We start from the raw sequence: 14,800 nt of genomic DNA, 5'->3' as shown, positions 1-14,800 counted from the left end.
TCCTAGTCTGCTTGTGCGGAGACGACACGTGAACGGGGTGACGAAGTGACTCGGGTACCCGAGACGTTCGAGGGTGGGACGGCGCTCCTGGACGCTCTGGCGCGCTCCGGGCTGCCCCGGGAGGTCAGCTCCTGGGTAGGCGCCGCCCTGTGGGGCGAGGACGCCCTGGAGGCCCGCCTGAGGGGTGAGCGCGTCCCCGAGCCGGAACCCGTCGCCGAGCCGCCCGCGGGCAGGGTCCGGCGGACCTACCTCACCGGGATCAGGGTCCAGGGCTTCCGGGGCATCGGCCGCCCCGCCGAACTCGCCTTCGACGCAGGTCCCGGACTGACCGTGATCGTCGGGCGCAACGGTTCGGGCAAGTCCAGCTTCGCCGAGGCCGCCGAGGCCGCCCTCACCGGCCGCAACCCCCGGTGGGACGCCATGCCCACGGGCTGGCGCGACGGCTGGCGCAACCTCCACTACGACGAGCGCACCGAGGCGACCGTGGACGTGCGCGTCGCCGGGGACGAGGGCTCCACCCGTATCAGCCGCAGGTGGACGGGCGAGAGCGTCCGCTCCGCGCGCGGCGAGGTCGTCCGCCCCGACGGCGAGGTCTCCCCCCTCCGGACCATGGACTGGGGCGACAACCTCGTGCGTTACCGCCCCTTCCTGTCCTACGACGAACTCGGCCGCACGGTCACCGGGCGCTCGGCCGAGCTGTACGACACGCTCACCGGCCTGCTCGGGCTCAGCGGCCTGACGGAGGCCGAGCGCCGCCTCGCCAAGGTGTGCGACGGGCTCGCCAAGCGCCGCGACCGCCCCTCGCGGGAGCTGCGGTTCCTGCTCGACGCGCTCCGGGCCTCCGACGACCCCAGGGCCGCCCAGGCCGTCCAGCTCCTCACCGCCTCCTACTTCGACATGGACGCCCTGCGCAGGCTCGCCTCCGACACCTCGCCCAGCGACCCCGAGCTGCACACGGTCCTGCGCCGCCTGCGGCGGCTGGCCGTGCCCGAGCGGGCGCTGATGTCCGACGTGGTCAACGAGCTGCGGGGCGCGTCCATGGAGCTGGCCATGGCCGCGGGCAGCAAGGGCGACCGCGCGCACGGGGTGGTCAGGCTCCTGGAACAGGCGCTCGAACACCACCAGCGCCACCCCTCCGAGACCGAGTGCCCCACGTGCTCCTCGCCGCTGGGCGCCGACTGGACGCGCCGGGCCAACGCCCAGCTGCGCGCCCTCAAGCCGCAGGCGGCCGTGGTCTCGGCCGCCTACGAGCGAGCCGACGCGGCCAGGGACCAGGCCCGCTTCCTGATGTCCCCGGCGCCGGGCTGGCTGCCGCCGGAGAGCGAGCTGGGCCAGGTGTGGTCGCTGTGGGAGTCCGGCGCGGACATCGAGGACCTGGCAGAGCTGGCCGAGCACGTCGAAACGGTCGGCCGCAGGCTGCGGGCGGCCGCGGTGAGCGCCCGCCGGGACGCGAGCGAGCGGCTGGAGGACCCGACCGGCGGCTGGTCGGAGCTGGCCGAGCAGCTCTCGGGGTGGCTGGACGACGCCCAGGACGCCCTCACCGCGCGCGAGGTCCTCAACGGGGCCGAGGCGGGGCTGAACTGGCTGTCGGAGCAGGCGAGGATCCTGCGCGAGGAGCGGCTGGGGCCGGTCGCCGCGCAGGCCGAGCAGGTCTGGTACCGGCTGCGCCAGGAACGGCACATCGACCTCCAGGGCATGCGGCTGATCGGCCGGGGCGCCCGGCGCCGGGTCGAGGTGGACGTGTCGGTCGACGGAGTCGGGGACCAGACCAGCGCGCCCGGGCTCCTGAGCCAGGGCGAGTTCCAGGCGCTGGCGCTGTCCATCTGCCTGCCGCGCACCCTGGTGGAGGGCAACCCCTTCGGCTTCCTGGTCCTGGACGACCCGGTCCAGGCGATGGACACCGAGACCGTGGAGGGCCTGTCCGCGGTGCTGGCGGAGGTGGGCAGGCACCGGCAGCTGATCGTGTTCACCCACGACACCCGCCTGTCCGACGCCCTGCGCAGGCTGGGCCTGCCCGCCGACATCCGCAGGATCAACCGGGACGCGATGTCCAACGTGTGGGTCGAGGCGGTCTGAGTCACAGTCGGGGCGCCGGACCAGCTGTGAGCAGGGGTTTCGGCGCCCGGGTGCGGGCCGGGGGCGTTCGATTTGGCAGACCACCCCCGAATCCCTGTATAGTCATGACCAGCGCAAGGGGGCAACGCCCCCGGGGCGGACGAGAGAAAGCCCCACCAGCGCGCCCCTTTAGCTCAGTCGGCAGAGCGTCTCCATGGTAAGGAGAAGGTCTACGGTTCGATTCCGTAAAGGGGCTCCACCACTTGACGGGGTACGGTCCACTCAGGTGGGTGGCCGGAGGGAGCATCCGCCGGCCTGCACCGGGTCACAGCCCTGGTAGGGTTGTGGTCCCGTTGATCGGGGCGGGGTAGCTCAGTCGGTAGAGCAAGCGGCTCATAATCGCTGTGTCGTCGGTTCAAGTCCGGCCCCCGCTACCAACCCGCTGACCCCTGAGCCCACATCTCAGGGGTCGTCGCGGGCGCTTACTACTGTTTCCAGCGAGAAAGGCACTCCGAAGTGGCTGCCACCGACGTGAGGCCGAAGATCACCCTGGCCTGCCAGGAGTGCAATCACCGGAACTACATCACCCGCAAGAACCGTCGGAACACCCCCGACCGTCTCGCGATCAAGAAGTTCTGCCCGAACTGCCGCAAGCACAACGAGCACCGCGAGACCCGTTAAGTCCCGCGCGAGCGCCCCTGTCGAGCGCGATCGTCTCCGCCGCGACGTCGCAGAGGCAGTTCTCGAAGGCTTCCAGCCCGGTGAGCGATCCGCTCACCGGGCTGTTCGCGTGTCCGGGCCCCTTCACGACAGGAGAGAGCGTGGCGATCAACCCTGACTACCTCGGCCGGGAGTACCCCGCGCCGGAGGCCTACGAGGTCACCCGGGGCAAGATCCGTGAGTTCGCCGAGGCGGTCAACGACCCCAACCCGGTCTACACCGACCAGGACTCGGCCCGGGCGGCCGGACACCCCGACGTGGTCGCCCCGCCCACATTCCCGGTCATCCTGGGGATGGCGGGCTCGGCACAGGCCATCGCCGACCCCGACCTCGGCCTGGACTTCTCCAGGGTCGTGCACGGCGACCAGAGCTTCCGCTACAGCCGTCCGCTGTACGCCGGGGACGTCCTGAGCAGCGTCACCCGCATCACGGCCATCCGGGCCCTGGGCGGCAACGAGCTGATCACCCTGGAGACCGCGGCACACGACGCCGACGGCGAGCACGTGGTCACCGCCACGATGATGCTGGTCGCGCGAGGAGGAGAGGCATGAGCAGGCTGCGCCACGCCGACGTCGAGGTCGGCACCGAGCTCCCCGAGCGCACCTTCCCGGTCCGCCGCCTGGACCTGGTCCGCTACGCGGGCGCCTCGGGCGACTTCAACCCGATCCACTGGAACGAGCGCTTCGCCAAGTCGGTGGGACTGCCCGACGTCATCGCGCACGGCATGTTCACCATGGCCGAGGCCGCGCGGGTGCTCACCGACTGGTCGGGCGACCCAGGCTGCGTCGTCGACTACTCGGTGCGCTTCTCCGCGCCCGTGGTGGTCCCCGACGACGACGAGGGCGCCGAGATCACCGTCGGCGGCAAGGTCAAGACCAAGAACGACGACGGCACCGTCACGGTGCTGCTGACCGCGCGGTCGGGCGGCGCCAAGGTCCTGGTGCAGTCCAAGGCCACCGTGCGCCTGGCGAGGTAGACGTGACCGCACTCTCCGAGTACACCACCCTGCGCCTGGGCGGCCCGGCGCGGACCTTCCTGGTCGCGGGCACCACCGACGAGCTGGTCTCCGCCGTGACCCGCGCCGACGCCGCCGGCGAGCCCGTCCTCGTCCTGGGCGGGGGCAGCAACCTCGTGGTCTCCGACGACGGCTTCCCCGGGACCGTGGTCCTCGTGGACTCCGGGGGAGTCTCCTTCGAGGAGGCGGGCACCGACGAGGAGGGCGAACCTGTCGTGCTGCTGCGCGCCGAAGCGGGCGTGGAGTGGGACCCGCTGGTGGAGCGCGTCGTGGCCGAGGGCCTCAGCGGGCTGGAGTTCCTGTCGGGCATCCCCGGCCGGGTCGGCTCCACGCCCATCCAGAACGTGGGCGCCTACGGCCAGGACGTCAGCCAGACCATCCGAGAGGTGCTCGTCCACGACCGGCGCACCGGTGAACGGCGCCGGATGACCAACGCCGAGTGCGGCTTCAGCTACCGCGACAGCGTCTTCAAGGGCGACGACCGCCACGTGGTGTGCGAGGTGGTCTTCGCGCTGCGCCGCTCCAAGCTCAGCCGTCCGATCGCCTACGCCGAGGTGGCCCGCGCCCTGGGGACCGAGGCGGGCGCCCGGGTGCCGCTGGAGCGGGCGCGTGAGACCGTCCTCGGGCTGCGCAGGGGCAAGGGCATGGTCCTCGACCCCGCCGACCCCGACACCCGCAGCGCCGGGTCGTTCTTCACCAACCCGGTGGTCACCGCCGAGGAGTTCGCGGCCGTGCGCGAACGGGCGGCCGCCCGTCTGGGCGCCGACGCGCAGGTGCCCGGACACCCCGACGCGAGGGGGGACGTCAAGCTCTCCGCGGCCTGGCTGATCGACCGCGCCGGGTTCACCAAGGGGTACGGCGACGGTCCCGCGCGCATCTCCGGCAAGCACAGCCTCGCCCTGACCAACCCCGGCGGCGCCACCACGAAGGACCTGCTGGAGCTGGCCCGCGAGGTGCGGGCGGGCGTGGAGGAGGCCTTCGGGGTCCGCCTGGTCAATGAGCCGGTGATGGTCGGCGTCTCCCTCTGAGCCGGCGCCCCGCGACCGGGTCCCAGCCGCGCCCGATTTCGGAGTTGGGCGCGGCCAACTTGTTTTTCAGGGCGGACTGATAAAACAATTCAGTAAAGCCATGAATTGCATTCCCCTTCTGTTCTGTCATAAAGTCGGAGCCGTCGAAGGGGAGTAGTCCCCAATGCGTGCGATCGACACACTGGCCGCCCCGCGGCCCGGTCGTACGAGCCCGGCCAGGCCAGAAGCGCCGAGCCAGGAGCGGACGAGACCTTTGACCCGGAAAAGACCGGGTTGAAGTGGTGTCCGCCTCCTTCTGCCCAGACAACGTCGGACGGAAGGGGAAACATGACGGGGTTCGCCGCCGGACTGGCATTCAGCGCCTTCGCCATCTTCATCGCCGAAATGGGCGACAAGACCCAACTCGTGGCCATGTCGCTGGCCACCCGCTACCGGGCCCTCACGGTCATCCTCGGCATCACCGCGGCCACCGCGGTCGTGCACGCGGGCAGCGTCCTGCTGGCCGAGGTCCTGGGCGCGACGCTGCCCACCGACTGGCTCACCCTCGCCGCCGGTGTCGCGTTCCTGTTCTTCGGCGCGTGGACCCTGCGCGGCGACGAGATGAGCGACAAGGACGAGGCCCGCGCCGCCTCCCGGCGCATCCGCTCCGCGTTCGCGACCGTCTTCGTCGTCTTCCTCGTCGCCGAACTCGGCGACAAGACCATGCTCGCCACGATCACCGTCGGCACCCAGCACCACTGGCTGCCCGTGTGGATCGGCTCCACCGTGGGCATGGTCGCGGCCGACGCCATCGCCATCGCGCTGGGCGCCGTGCTCGGCAAGAAGCTGCCCGAGCGCGCCATCCAGATCGGCGCGGCCACCCTGTTCTTCGTCGCGGGCGCCGCCATGCTGGGCCAGGGCGCCTGGATGCTCCTCGCCTGAGCCCTGAGCCCTGAGCCCTGAGCCCTGAGCCCTGAGCCCTGAGCCCTGAGCCCCGAGCCCTGAGCCCTGAGCCCCGAGCCCTGAGCCCTGAGCCCTGAGCCCCGAGCCCTGAGCCCTGAGCCCCGAGCCGGTGGCGGCTCAGTCCCCGGTCGGCTCCGGGTCGGCGGCCAGCCACGCGTCCACCCCGGCCAGCAGCTCCTTGCGCAGCGACTCCGGCGCGCCCGAGCCGCGGACCGACATCCGCGCCAGCTCGGCCAGCTCCGGGTCGGAGAACCCGAGCACCTCGCGGGCGATCCGGTACTGCTCCACCAGGCGCGGCCCGAACAGCAGCGGGTCGTCGGTGCCCAGCGCGACCGGAACCCCGGCGTCGAAGAGCGTGCGCAGCGGCAGCTGCCCCAGGTCGTCGTACACCCCCAGGCCCACGTTGGAGGTCGGGCAGACCTCCAGCGTCACCCCGCGTTCGGCGATCCGCTCCACCAGCCGCGGGTCCTCCACGGCCCGCACGCCGTGCCCGATCCGGTCGGCGTCGAGCACGTCCAGGCACTCGCGCACGCTGCGGGGCCCCTGGAGCTCGCCGCCGTGCGGAGCGGAGAGCAGCCCGGCCCGCCGCGCGATCCTGAACGCCCCCTCGAACTCCAGGGCGCGGCCGCGCCGCTCGTCGTTGTTCAGGCCGAACGACACCACGCCCCCGCCCGCGTACTGGCGGGCCAGGCGGGCCAGCACCTTGGCGTCCAGCGGGTGCCTGGTGCGGTTGGCCGCCACCATCAGGCCGACGTGCACGCCGGTCTCGCGCTCGGCGGCGCGGGCCGCGTCCAGGAACAGCTCCAGGGTGGCGGTGAGCCCGTCGAAGAGCGAGGCGTAACCGCTCGGGTCCACCTGGATCTCCAGCCAGCCGGACCCGGCCGCGCGCTCGTCCTCGGCCGCCTCGCGCAGCAGCCGGTACACGTCCTCGGGTCTGCGCAGCACCGACCGGGCGATGTCGTACAGGCGCTGGAAGCGGAACCAGCCGCGCTCGTCCGTGGCGCGGAGCCTGGGCGGCCACTCCTCGACCAGGGCCTGGGGGAGGTGGATGCCGTGCTCGGCGGCCAGCTCCACCAGGGTGGGATGGCGCATCGATCCGGTGAAGTGCAGGTGCAGGTGTGCTTTGGGCAGCCGGTCCAACCGGCGGGCGCTGGTCGGTGTCTCCATGACGTAAGCCTGCCGTATACGGGGCGCCCCCGGGGCCAGGACGCCCCACTCGGCCGCGCGGGGACCGGCCCCGTACACGCCGACGCGCCCCGGGGAACCGGTCCCCGGGGCGCGTGAACGGAGTCGGTGACCGGGTGCCCGGCCCCAGGGGGGGTCTGTCCGGGCGCCCGCGGGGTTCTGGAGGTGGCGGAGGCGGGTTCGCGAGGAACGAGCGAACCCGCCGGAGGCACCACTGTGCCTGCTTCAACCCGATTCCCGCTCTTTGGGCGCCCGGACACGGGGCGAGGTGCAGGGCGGAGCCCCGGAGAAGCGCCGCTACTTGGCCTCTGCCAGCAGCTTCTGGACGCGGCTCACGCCCTCGGCGAGGTCCTCGTCGCTGAGCGCGTAGGACAGGCGCAGGTAGCCGGGGGTACCGAAGGCCTCACCGGGCACCACGGCGACCTCGGCCTGCTCCAGGATGAGCTCGGCCAGCTCGGTGGAGGTCCGCGGCGTCCGGCCGCGGATCTCCTTGCCCAGCACGCCCTTGACCGAGGGGTAGGCGTAGAACGCGCCCTGCGGCTCGGGGCAGACCACGCCGTCGATCTCGTTGAGCATGCGCACGATCGTCTTGCGGCGGCGGTCGAAGGCCTCGCGCATCGTCGCCACGGCTTCCAGGTCGCCGGAGACCGCGGCCAGGGCGGCGGCCTGCGAGACGTTGGCGACGTTGGAGGTGGCGTGCGACTGGAGGTTGCCAGCGGCCTTGACCACGTCCTTGGGGCCGATGATCCACCCCACGCGCCAGCCGGTCATGGCGTAGGTCTTGGCCACGCCGTTGACGATGACGGTGCGGTCGGCGATCTCGGGCACCTCGACGGGCAGCGAGGAGAACTCGGCGTCCCCGTAGACCAGGTGCTCGTAGATCTCGTCGGACAGCACCCACAGGCCGTGCTCGTTCGCCCAGCGGCCGATCTCGCGGACCTGCTCGCGCGGGTACACGGCGCCGGTCGGGTTGGACGGGGAGACGAACACCAGGACCTTGGTTCGCTCGCTGCGCGCCGCCTCCAGCTGCTCCACGTCGGCCAGGTAGCCGGTGCTCTCGTCGGTGACGACGAAGACCGGGACGCCGCCCGCGAGCTTGATCGACTCGGGGTAGGTGGTCCAGTACGGGGCGATGACGATGACCTCGTCGCCCGGGTCCAGCATGGCGGCGAAGGCCTCGTAGATGGCCTGCTTGCCGCCGTTGGTCACCAGGACCTGGGCGGGGTCGACCTCGTAGCCGGAGTCGCGCAGGGTCTTCTCGGCGATGGCCTTCTTGAGCTCGGGCAGGCCGCCGGCGGGCGTGTAGCGGTGGAACCGGGGCTCACGGGCGGCCTCGACGGCGGCCTCGACGATGTAGTCGGGGGTCGGGAAGTCGGGCTCTCCCGCGCCGAAGCCGATGACGGCACGGCCCTCCGCCTTCATGGCCTTGGCCTTGGCGTCCACGGCCAGGGTGGCGGACTCGGAGATCGCGCTGATACGTGCAGAGAGACGGGGTCGATCAGTCATGCGTCCCATGTTGTCATGCGCCCCTGGTCCGGGCGCGGGCGGGAAGGAGGGCGCAACCGGACGAAGGGGCCGTTCACGCCCCTCGGCGGGACGAACGGTTTGGTCGCGGGGCCCCGAGCGCATACACTCTTTCGGGTCGGCCGTTCGTGGCCCAGGTGTTACCTGGCGCACGGTGTGCGTAGCGCACCGGAACCGGCTATGGTGGGATCGCAGTTTCCGCTAAGGGCAGTGGCTCAATTGGCAGAGCACCGGTCTCCAAAACCGGCGGTTGGGGGTTCGAGTCCCTCCTGCCCTGCACCTTCGCGCGTGCGGTGTGGCGTCCCTGCGGGCGCCGCACCGCACGGGCACCGAAACTACGGGGACAAGTAGCAGCCCGCGACCCTAAGGACCCCAGGTGACTCAGACTGACGCCGACGCCAAGCCCGACAAGGAGCCCAAGCGTCGTACCGGTCCGGTGACGTTCACCAAGCAGGTCGCCGGAGAGCTGCGCAAGGTCCGCTGGCCCACGCGCCGCGAACTGGTCACCTACACCATCGTGGTCCTCGTCTTCGTGCTGGTCGTCCTGGGATACGTCTCCCTCGTGGACTGGGGCTTCGGCGAGGCGGTCACCTGGCTGTACGGCACGTTCGGCACGCCGCAGGGCGTCTGACCACCCCTTCCGCGCCGCGTCCTCCGGCAGCAGCCGGGACGCGGCCTCCTCGTCCGCGCGTTGGTCCCGGTCCGCCCGGAGAGACCGTAAGCTGGCAGAACCGGGTTCGATGCACAGCGCTGCCTCGTGTGCGTCGCCCCGAGAGCGAATCCGACGAGAGAAAGAGCAGCCGTGTCCGAGTCCCCACTGACCTCTGACGACTTCCCCGAAGAGGAGCCGGTTCAGTCGTCGGCGGAAGAGACCGGCCTGGCGGGCGAGCTGCCGGAGGACGCGACCGACGCGGTCGACACCGACAGCCCGGAGCTGACCGGTGACGCCGACGAGTCCGAGGCCGCCGACGACCACGAGGGCGTCGTGGAGGAGGACGGGGAGCAGGACGAGGCCGCCGAGGAGGAGGCCCCCCGCCTGGACCCCGTCGAGGAGTTCAAGAACGAGCTCGTCCTGCTGCCCGGCGACTGGTACGTCGTGCACACCTACGCCGGTTACGAGAAGCGGGTCAAGGCCAACGTCGAGAGCCGCACCCAGTCGCTCAACATGGAGGAGTACATCTTCCAGGTCGAGGTGCCCGAGCACGAGGTCACCGAGGTCAAGAGCGGCAAGCGCCAGCAGGTCACCGAGAAGGTCCTGCCCGGCTACGTGCTCGTCCGCATGGACCTGACCGACGAGTCCTGGTCGGCCATCCGCAACACCCCGGGCGTCACCGGCTTCGTGGGCCTGTCCAACAAGCCCGCGCCGCTGAGCCTGACCGAGGTGGCCAAGCTCCTCGCCCCCGAACCGGAGGTGGAGCCGGAGCAGGCGCAGCAGGCCCGGACCGCGGGCGGCGGTGTCGGAGAGGCCCGCATGGACGTGGCCTACGAGGTCGGCGAGTCCGTCACCGTCATGGAGGGCCCGTTCGCGACCCTGCCCGCGACGGTCAGCGAGATCAACCCCGACACCCAGAAGCTCAAGGTGCTGGTGTCGATCTTCGGCCGCGAGACCCCCGTCGAGCTGTCGTTCAACCAGGTCGCCAAGATCTAGCCCGTCCGCTCCCGCCGCCCTTGCCGGGGCCCTTGGGCCGCGAAGCGCCTGTCAGGGCACTCGCAAGAGCGGCATAGACTTGGTGGGTCCGCCCCGTGGCGGACCCACTCGCGTGTTCCGCCCCGGCGGGACCCGCGCCCGGTCCGCCCGGTCCCGGCGGACCGGCGCCCCGCGCCCGTCGAGCGCGGGGTCCCCCGCCTCCTTCGGCAGCGGTTCCCCGGCCCCCGAGGCCGCGCGGCGCCGTCAGGGAGGCAACGGGACCAGAACACAACGCAGATCAGGCAAAGGACCCGATATGCCTCCGAAGAAGAAACTGGCCGCACTCGTCAAGGTGCAGCTCCCCGCCGGTCAGGCCACCCCGGCGCCGCCCGTCGGTACCGCGCTCGGTCCGCACGGCGTCAATATCATGGACTTCTGCAAGCAGTACAACGCTGCCACGGAGTCCCAGCGCGGCAACGTCATCCCCGTCGAGATCTCCATCTACGAGGACCGTTCCTTCAGCTTCGTCACCAAGACGCCTCCGGCGCCGAAGCTGATCCTGAAGGCCGCCGGCCTGGACAAGGCCGCCACCGACCCGGGTCGCAGCACCGCCGGTTCCATCACCGCCGAGCAGGTCCGCGAGATCGCGCAGACCAAGCTGCCCGACCTCAACACCGAGGACATCGAGGCCGCCGCCAAGATCGTCGCCGGCACCGCCCGCTCGATGGGCATCGAGGTCAAGTAGTCCCCCGCACGGTGGCGCCGGTCCGCGGAGACCGGAGCGACCGGGGACGCTCGACGTTCAAGAACCACCGTGGCAGGGCCAGGCGCTGGCCCGGTGACCACACGTTCCACAGGAGAACAGAGTGAAGCGCAGCAAGAACCACCGCAAAGCCAGCCAGCAGGTGGACCGTGACAAGCTCTACGGCCCCGCCGAGGCCGTGAAGCTCGCCAAGGAGACCTCCACCGTCAAGTTCGACGCGACCGTCGAGGTCGCCCTGCGCCTGGGCGTCGACCCGCGCAAGGCCGACCAGATGGTCCGCGGCACCGTGAACCTGCCGAACGGCACCGGCAAGACCGCTCGGGTCCTGGTCTTCGCGACCGGTGAGCGTGCCGAGCAGGCTCTCGCGGCTGGCGCCGACATCATCGGCGACGACGAGATGATCGAGAAGGTCTCGAAGGGCTTCACCGACTTCGACGCCGTCGTTGCCACCCCGGACCTCATGGGCAAGGTCGGCCGCCTCGGCCGCGTGCTCGGTCCGCGCGGCCTGATGCCGAACCCGAAGACCGGCACCGTCACACCCGACGTCGCCAAGGCCGTCACCGACATCAAGGGCGGCAAGATCGAGTTCCGCGTGGACCGCCACGGGAACCTGCACTTCATCATCGGCAAGGCCTCCTTCGACGACCAGAAGCTCCTGGAGAACTACCAGGCCGCGATCGACGAGGTGAACCGCCTCAAGCCGTCCGCCGCCAAGGGCCGCTACATCAAGAAGGCCGTGGTCTCCACGTCCATGGGCCCGAGCATCCCGCTCGAGGTCTAGCCTTCGCGGCTGCCCAGCGCAGACGAGAGCGGCCCCCGCAGTCCGAGAGGACGGCGGGGGCCGCTCCGCTTCCGCCGGGGCCTGTGCGGCCGCCGCGCGGCGGCCGCACAGGCCCCGGAGAGCCGTGACACGCGGACCTACATGGTGCCGATCTCGTCCTCGGCGGGGATCTCGACGTTGGTCTCGTTGAGGGCGGAGAACTCCATGGACACGTCGGACACCTCGTCCGCGAACTCCATGCGCAGCGGGAAGCCGGTGTCGTCGATCCAGACACCGATGTCGAGGGTGCCGCTGAAGTCGGAGCCGAGCACCTGGAGGAGCGCGGCCGACTGCTCCTCGGACAGGGCCTCGTACTCCTCGCTGGTCATCGTGCCCTCGATGACCGTTGTCTCCACGCCGTTGATCTCCTCGGTACCCGCCTCGGAGACGTTCTCCAGGGAGGCGATGGCGCTGGCGACCTGGGGCAGGGCCTCCACGTCGAAGACGTCCGCGGAAACGTCCCCGAGCCCCTCACCGCCGGCAGTCACCCAGGGAGTGTCCCCGTACTGTCCCAGGCTGTTGGAGATCAGGGGGTCCTGGCCCTCCGGGTAGAGCATGACGCTGGTGCCGGCCTCCTCGGCAGTGAGGCCGCTCACGTCCGCGCCGGTCATCTCCATCAGGGCCAGCGTGCTCTCGCCGAGGAACGGCATGACCGCGGTGACCTGGAGGGCCGAGGGGTCGTCGCTCACCTCGTAGACGATGGACATCTCGACCTCCCCCTCGCCCAGCGGCGACTCGGTGGTGAGGATGTCCATCGTGAGGGTGTAGTTGTCGACGCTCTGGGTGCTCTCGCCGAGACCGGCGACCAGGTCCAGGACGCTGCCGCCACCGCCCTCCTCGGGCGACTCGGCCGCCGCCTCGACGGGCTCCTCCTCCGCGGCGCCTCCGCCGCAGGCGGTGAGGGACAGAGCGAGGGTGCCGGCGGAGATCAGCACCGGCATACGGGTCTTCACGGGGTGTTCGCCTTCTTCTTTTGTGCGGGGGACACGGGCACGACTGGGAGCGGGGGTGCCCGGTAGCGTCATGCTGCCACGTCGGAGGGACGTTCCGGTCCCCGCCGGTTCCTCCGCGCGGCCACTGAACCGGCGTCGGCCGTGTCCAGGCGGTTCCGTGCCCGCTGGGGAGTGAGCGCGATCACGGTTTCGGCCCCCCGGTGCGGAGCGGGGGCTCCCGCGCGTGCGGTACGATGGGTTCTTGCCGAAGACCGCTGGTCGTCACCCGAACGGGTGACCTAAGGGCCCATCCGCGATGGGCGCCCGCGCAGGTGTCACAAGAGCTTCCCGTTCCACGCCGTGCTCCGCGCGGTGGCCGGAACGCGGTCATGCCCCGTGCGCCTCGCGCCCGGGGCTTTTTCTCGTGCTGACGCCGATCGCCCGGGCCCTTGGAGTCAACCAGCGTTCAATGTTGGAAGGAGTCCCATGGCGAGGCCGGACAAGGCAGCCGCGGTCGCCGAACTCACGGGCGAGTTCCGTGAGTCGAACGGCGCCGTGCTGACCGAATACCGGGGGCTCACTGTCGCGCAGATCACTGAACTGCGTCGCAGCCTCGGCCAGAGCGCGCGTTTTCGCATCGTCAAGAACACGCTGACCAAGATCGCGGTCACGGAGGCCGGTGTCGACGAGCAGGTCAAGGACCTGCTCGAGGGCCCGTCCGCCATCGCCTTCGTCCACGGTGACGTGGTCGAGGCCGCCAAGGGTCTGCGTGACTTCGCGAAGGCGAACTCGCCCCTGGTGATCAAGGGCGGTGTCATCGACGGCAAGTCGATGAGCGCCGACGACATCACCAAGCTGGCCGATCTGGAGTCCCGCGAGGTCATCCTCGCGAAGCTGGCGGGTGCGCTCAAGGCCAAGCAGGGCCAGGCCGCCGCCGTCTTCCAGGCGCTGCCCTCCAAGACTGTGCGTCTCGCGCAGGCCCTGGCGGACAAGCGCTCCCAGGAAGCCGCCTGACCTTTTGAACCCCGCCGGGCGCCGAGGGCGCTCGGACACTGACTCGCACGCGGGCCCGACAGGACCGCGTGTCCGCAGAGAAAGAGAGATCGCACCATGGCGAAGCTCAGCAACGAGGACCTGCTTGCCGCGTTCGAGGAGATGACCCTTCTCGAGCTGGCCGACTTCGTGAAGCTCTTCGAGGACAAGTTCGACGTCACCGCCGCCGCTCCGGCCGCCGTGGCCGTCGCCGCTCCCGGCCAGGGTGGCGGCGCCGCCGCCGAGGCCGAGGAGAAGGACGAGTTCGACGTCATCCTCGAGGGCGCTGGCGACAAGAAGATCCAGGTCATCAAGGAGGTCCGCGGCCTCACGAGCCTGGGCCTCAAGGAGGCCAAGGACCTGGTCGACAACGCTCCCAAGCCGCTGCTGGAGGGCGTCAACAAGGAGACGGCCGAGAAGGCCAAGGCCGCTCTCGAGGGCGCTGGCGCCTCCGTCACCCTCAAGTAGTCCCACGCGGGCCGCTGAGCGCCCGCTGGCCTGCTTCCGGCGGCCGTCCCTCCTTCCGGGGAGGGGCGGCCGCCTTCGTGCGTCCTGGAACCCCTCACCGCCTCCGGGCTGGCCCCTCCCGCCATCCGGCCCGCGCTCCTCGGCGCTCCGGCCCGCGACCGCCGCGCCCCCGACCCGCGCTCCTCCCGTCTTCCGGACCGTCGCCCGCCGAGCCCTCCGCCCCCGCGCCGACCTGCGGCGGACCCGGAGTCCTTTGCCCGCGCCCCGCCGTGTCCGCCACCGCTCCTCCCGTCCCCTGTGCGAAGCTGAGGGGGATCCGGCAGGTTCCGGAACCGGGGGTGCGTGTGCGAACTGTCCCCCGGACGCGCTAATCTCCCGTCCCGGGAAACCCGCCGAGGCCCGGAGGACGTGTTTACCCGCCTGAGGCGGGGGAATCCTTCGGATGTCGTTGGCTCCCGACCCCCGGGCCAGGGCAGGCGCACCAGTCCACCGACGAGGTCGTCGGACCGTTCCGGGCAGCCGGAATCCGGGTCCCTCCAGCGGGAGCGGGCTTGACGGATCGCCCTCCAGGGGTGATCCTGCCGGTGTCGTGAGTGGCGCTGTGGACCGTGAGTGGACAGCGGTGTGGTGTTCGGCTACACTGCTCTTTTGCGCTGCCCTTTGGTGATCCCTGTGCCGGTGAAGGCTGC

General features: G+C 71.1%; 15 protein-coding genes and 3 tRNA genes. 15 read left to right on the top strand and 3 right to left on the bottom strand.

Annotated elements, in window-relative coordinates; all coding sequences use genetic code 11:
- The first annotated feature begins 45 nt into the window (after window positions 1-45).
- The 8 genes from KGD83_RS26250 (at window position 46) to KGD83_RS26215 (ending at window position 5,739) form a co-directional block, all read left to right on the top strand.
- Complete coding sequence (locus KGD83_RS26250; protein WP_212641608.1) at window positions 46-2,076, top strand: AAA family ATPase; 2,031 nt, start codon at window positions 46-48, stop codon at window positions 2,074-2,076.
- A gap of 162 nt (window positions 2,077-2,238) precedes the next feature.
- Window positions 2,239-2,314: transfer RNA gene (locus KGD83_RS26245), tRNA-Thr, on the top strand.
- Between the two features lie 102 nt (window positions 2,315-2,416).
- Window positions 2,417-2,492, top strand: a tRNA-Met gene (locus KGD83_RS26240).
- A gap of 79 nt (window positions 2,493-2,571) precedes the next feature.
- Window positions 2,572-2,736, top strand: coding sequence for a 50S ribosomal protein L33 (gene rpmG / locus KGD83_RS26235; RefSeq protein ID WP_013156089.1), 165 nt, complete (start codon window positions 2,572-2,574; stop codon window positions 2,734-2,736).
- Window positions 2,737-2,876: 140 nt separating this feature from the next.
- A complete protein-coding gene (locus KGD83_RS26230) occupies window positions 2,877-3,326 on the top strand; it encodes a MaoC family dehydratase N-terminal domain-containing protein (protein WP_212641607.1) in 450 nt (149 codons plus the stop codon).
- The gene (locus tag KGD83_RS26225; protein ID WP_212641606.1) at window positions 3,323-3,751 is read left to right on the top strand and encodes a MaoC family dehydratase; all 429 of its coding nucleotides are present in this window, start codon (window positions 3,323-3,325) and stop codon (window positions 3,749-3,751) included. Before KGD83_RS26230 ends, KGD83_RS26225 begins: the two co-directional genes overlap by 4 nt.
- Window positions 3,752-3,753: 2 nt before the next feature.
- The gene (locus KGD83_RS26220; RefSeq protein ID WP_212641605.1) at window positions 3,754-4,818 is read left to right on the top strand and encodes a UDP-N-acetylmuramate dehydrogenase; all 1,065 of its coding nucleotides are present in this window, start codon (window positions 3,754-3,756) and stop codon (window positions 4,816-4,818) included.
- Between the two features lie 327 nt (window positions 4,819-5,145).
- On the top strand, window positions 5,146-5,739 hold the full coding sequence (locus KGD83_RS26215; RefSeq protein WP_212641604.1) for a TMEM165/GDT1 family protein: 594 nt from the start codon (window positions 5,146-5,148) through the stop codon (window positions 5,737-5,739).
- A gap of 138 nt (window positions 5,740-5,877) precedes the next feature.
- On the opposite strand, the gene KGD83_RS26210 is transcribed toward KGD83_RS26215, so the two are convergent.
- Both KGD83_RS26210 and KGD83_RS26205 read right to left on the bottom strand, forming a co-directional pair.
- A complete protein-coding gene (locus tag KGD83_RS26210; RefSeq protein WP_212641603.1) occupies window positions 5,878-6,927 on the bottom strand; it encodes an adenosine deaminase in 1,050 nt (349 codons plus the stop codon).
- 315 nt (window positions 6,928-7,242) lie between these two features.
- Window positions 7,243-8,451: a pyridoxal phosphate-dependent aminotransferase gene (locus KGD83_RS26205; RefSeq protein ID WP_212641602.1), complete on the bottom strand. Its 1,209-nt coding sequence runs from the start codon at window positions 8,449-8,451 to the stop codon at window positions 7,243-7,245.
- A gap of 222 nt (window positions 8,452-8,673) precedes the next feature.
- On the opposite strand from KGD83_RS26205, the gene KGD83_RS26200 reads away from it, so the two are divergent.
- The 5 genes from KGD83_RS26200 to rplA all read left to right on the top strand — a co-directional run bounded on the left by KGD83_RS26200 (window position 8,674) and on the right by rplA (window position 11,640).
- Window positions 8,674-8,746, top strand: a tRNA-Trp gene (locus tag KGD83_RS26200).
- 99 nt (window positions 8,747-8,845) lie between these two features.
- Window positions 8,846-9,100, top strand: coding sequence for a preprotein translocase subunit SecE (gene secE / locus KGD83_RS26195; protein ID WP_013156096.1), 255 nt, complete (start codon window positions 8,846-8,848; stop codon window positions 9,098-9,100).
- A 171-nt stretch (window positions 9,101-9,271) separates the two neighbouring features.
- Window positions 9,272-10,117 carry a transcription termination/antitermination protein NusG gene (gene nusG, locus KGD83_RS26190; RefSeq protein WP_212641601.1) on the top strand — a complete coding sequence of 282 codons (846 nt, stop codon included), beginning with the start codon at window positions 9,272-9,274 and terminating at the stop codon, window positions 10,115-10,117.
- A gap of 295 nt (window positions 10,118-10,412) precedes the next feature.
- On the top strand, window positions 10,413-10,841 hold the full coding sequence (rplK, locus tag KGD83_RS26185) for a 50S ribosomal protein L11 (RefSeq protein ID WP_013156098.1): 429 nt from the start codon (window positions 10,413-10,415) through the stop codon (window positions 10,839-10,841).
- 121 nt (window positions 10,842-10,962) lie between these two features.
- Window positions 10,963-11,640, top strand: coding sequence for a 50S ribosomal protein L1 (gene rplA / locus KGD83_RS26180; protein WP_013156099.1), 678 nt, complete (start codon window positions 10,963-10,965; stop codon window positions 11,638-11,640).
- 137 nt (window positions 11,641-11,777) lie between these two features.
- Here the strand turns inward: rplA and KGD83_RS26175 are convergent, their stop codons facing one another.
- A complete protein-coding gene (locus KGD83_RS26175; protein ID WP_249352029.1) occupies window positions 11,778-12,632 on the bottom strand; it encodes an LppX_LprAFG lipoprotein in 855 nt (284 codons plus the stop codon).
- A 465-nt stretch (window positions 12,633-13,097) separates the two neighbouring features.
- Here KGD83_RS26175 and rplJ point away from each other — a divergent pair, with 465 nt between their 5' ends.
- Both rplJ and rplL read left to right on the top strand, forming a co-directional pair.
- Complete coding sequence (gene rplJ, locus KGD83_RS26170; protein ID WP_013156102.1) at window positions 13,098-13,625, top strand: 50S ribosomal protein L10; 528 nt, start codon at window positions 13,098-13,100, stop codon at window positions 13,623-13,625.
- Window positions 13,626-13,721: 96 nt separating this feature from the next.
- Window positions 13,722-14,111, top strand: a complete 390-nt coding sequence (gene rplL, locus KGD83_RS26165) for a 50S ribosomal protein L7/L12 (protein WP_013156103.1) — start codon at window positions 13,722-13,724, stop codon at window positions 14,109-14,111.
- Window positions 14,112-14,800 lie beyond the last annotated feature (689 nt).

The organism is Nocardiopsis akebiae, from assembly GCF_018316795.1.
In the GTDB taxonomy this organism is placed as follows: domain Bacteria; phylum Actinomycetota; class Actinomycetes; order Streptosporangiales; family Streptosporangiaceae; genus Nocardiopsis; species Nocardiopsis dassonvillei.
The sequence above is the reverse complement of the archived record's forward strand: the minus strand, read 5'-3'. Positions and strand labels throughout refer to the sequence as shown.

Excerpts from the sequence above, each read along its gene's own strand:
- KGD83_RS26215 (WP_212641604.1), top strand. The coding sequence starts at position 5,146 with ATGACGGGGTTCGCCGCCGGACTGGCATTCAGCGCCTTCGCCATCTTC.
- rplK (WP_013156098.1), top strand. The coding sequence starts at position 10,413 with ATGCCTCCGAAGAAGAAACTGGCCGCACTCGTCAAGGTGCAGCTCCCC.
- KGD83_RS26205 (WP_212641602.1), bottom strand. The coding sequence starts at position 8,451 with ATGACTGATCGACCCCGTCTCTCTGCACGTATCAGCGCGATCTCCGAG.
- rplL (WP_013156103.1), top strand. The coding sequence starts at position 13,722 with ATGGCGAAGCTCAGCAACGAGGACCTGCTTGCCGCGTTCGAGGAGATG.
- rplJ (WP_013156102.1), top strand. The coding sequence starts at position 13,098 with ATGGCGAGGCCGGACAAGGCAGCCGCGGTCGCCGAACTCACGGGCGAG.
- KGD83_RS26210 (WP_212641603.1), bottom strand. The coding sequence starts at position 6,927 with ATGGAGACACCGACCAGCGCCCGCCGGTTGGACCGGCTGCCCAAAGCA.
- KGD83_RS26225 (WP_212641606.1), top strand. The coding sequence starts at position 3,323 with ATGAGCAGGCTGCGCCACGCCGACGTCGAGGTCGGCACCGAGCTCCCC.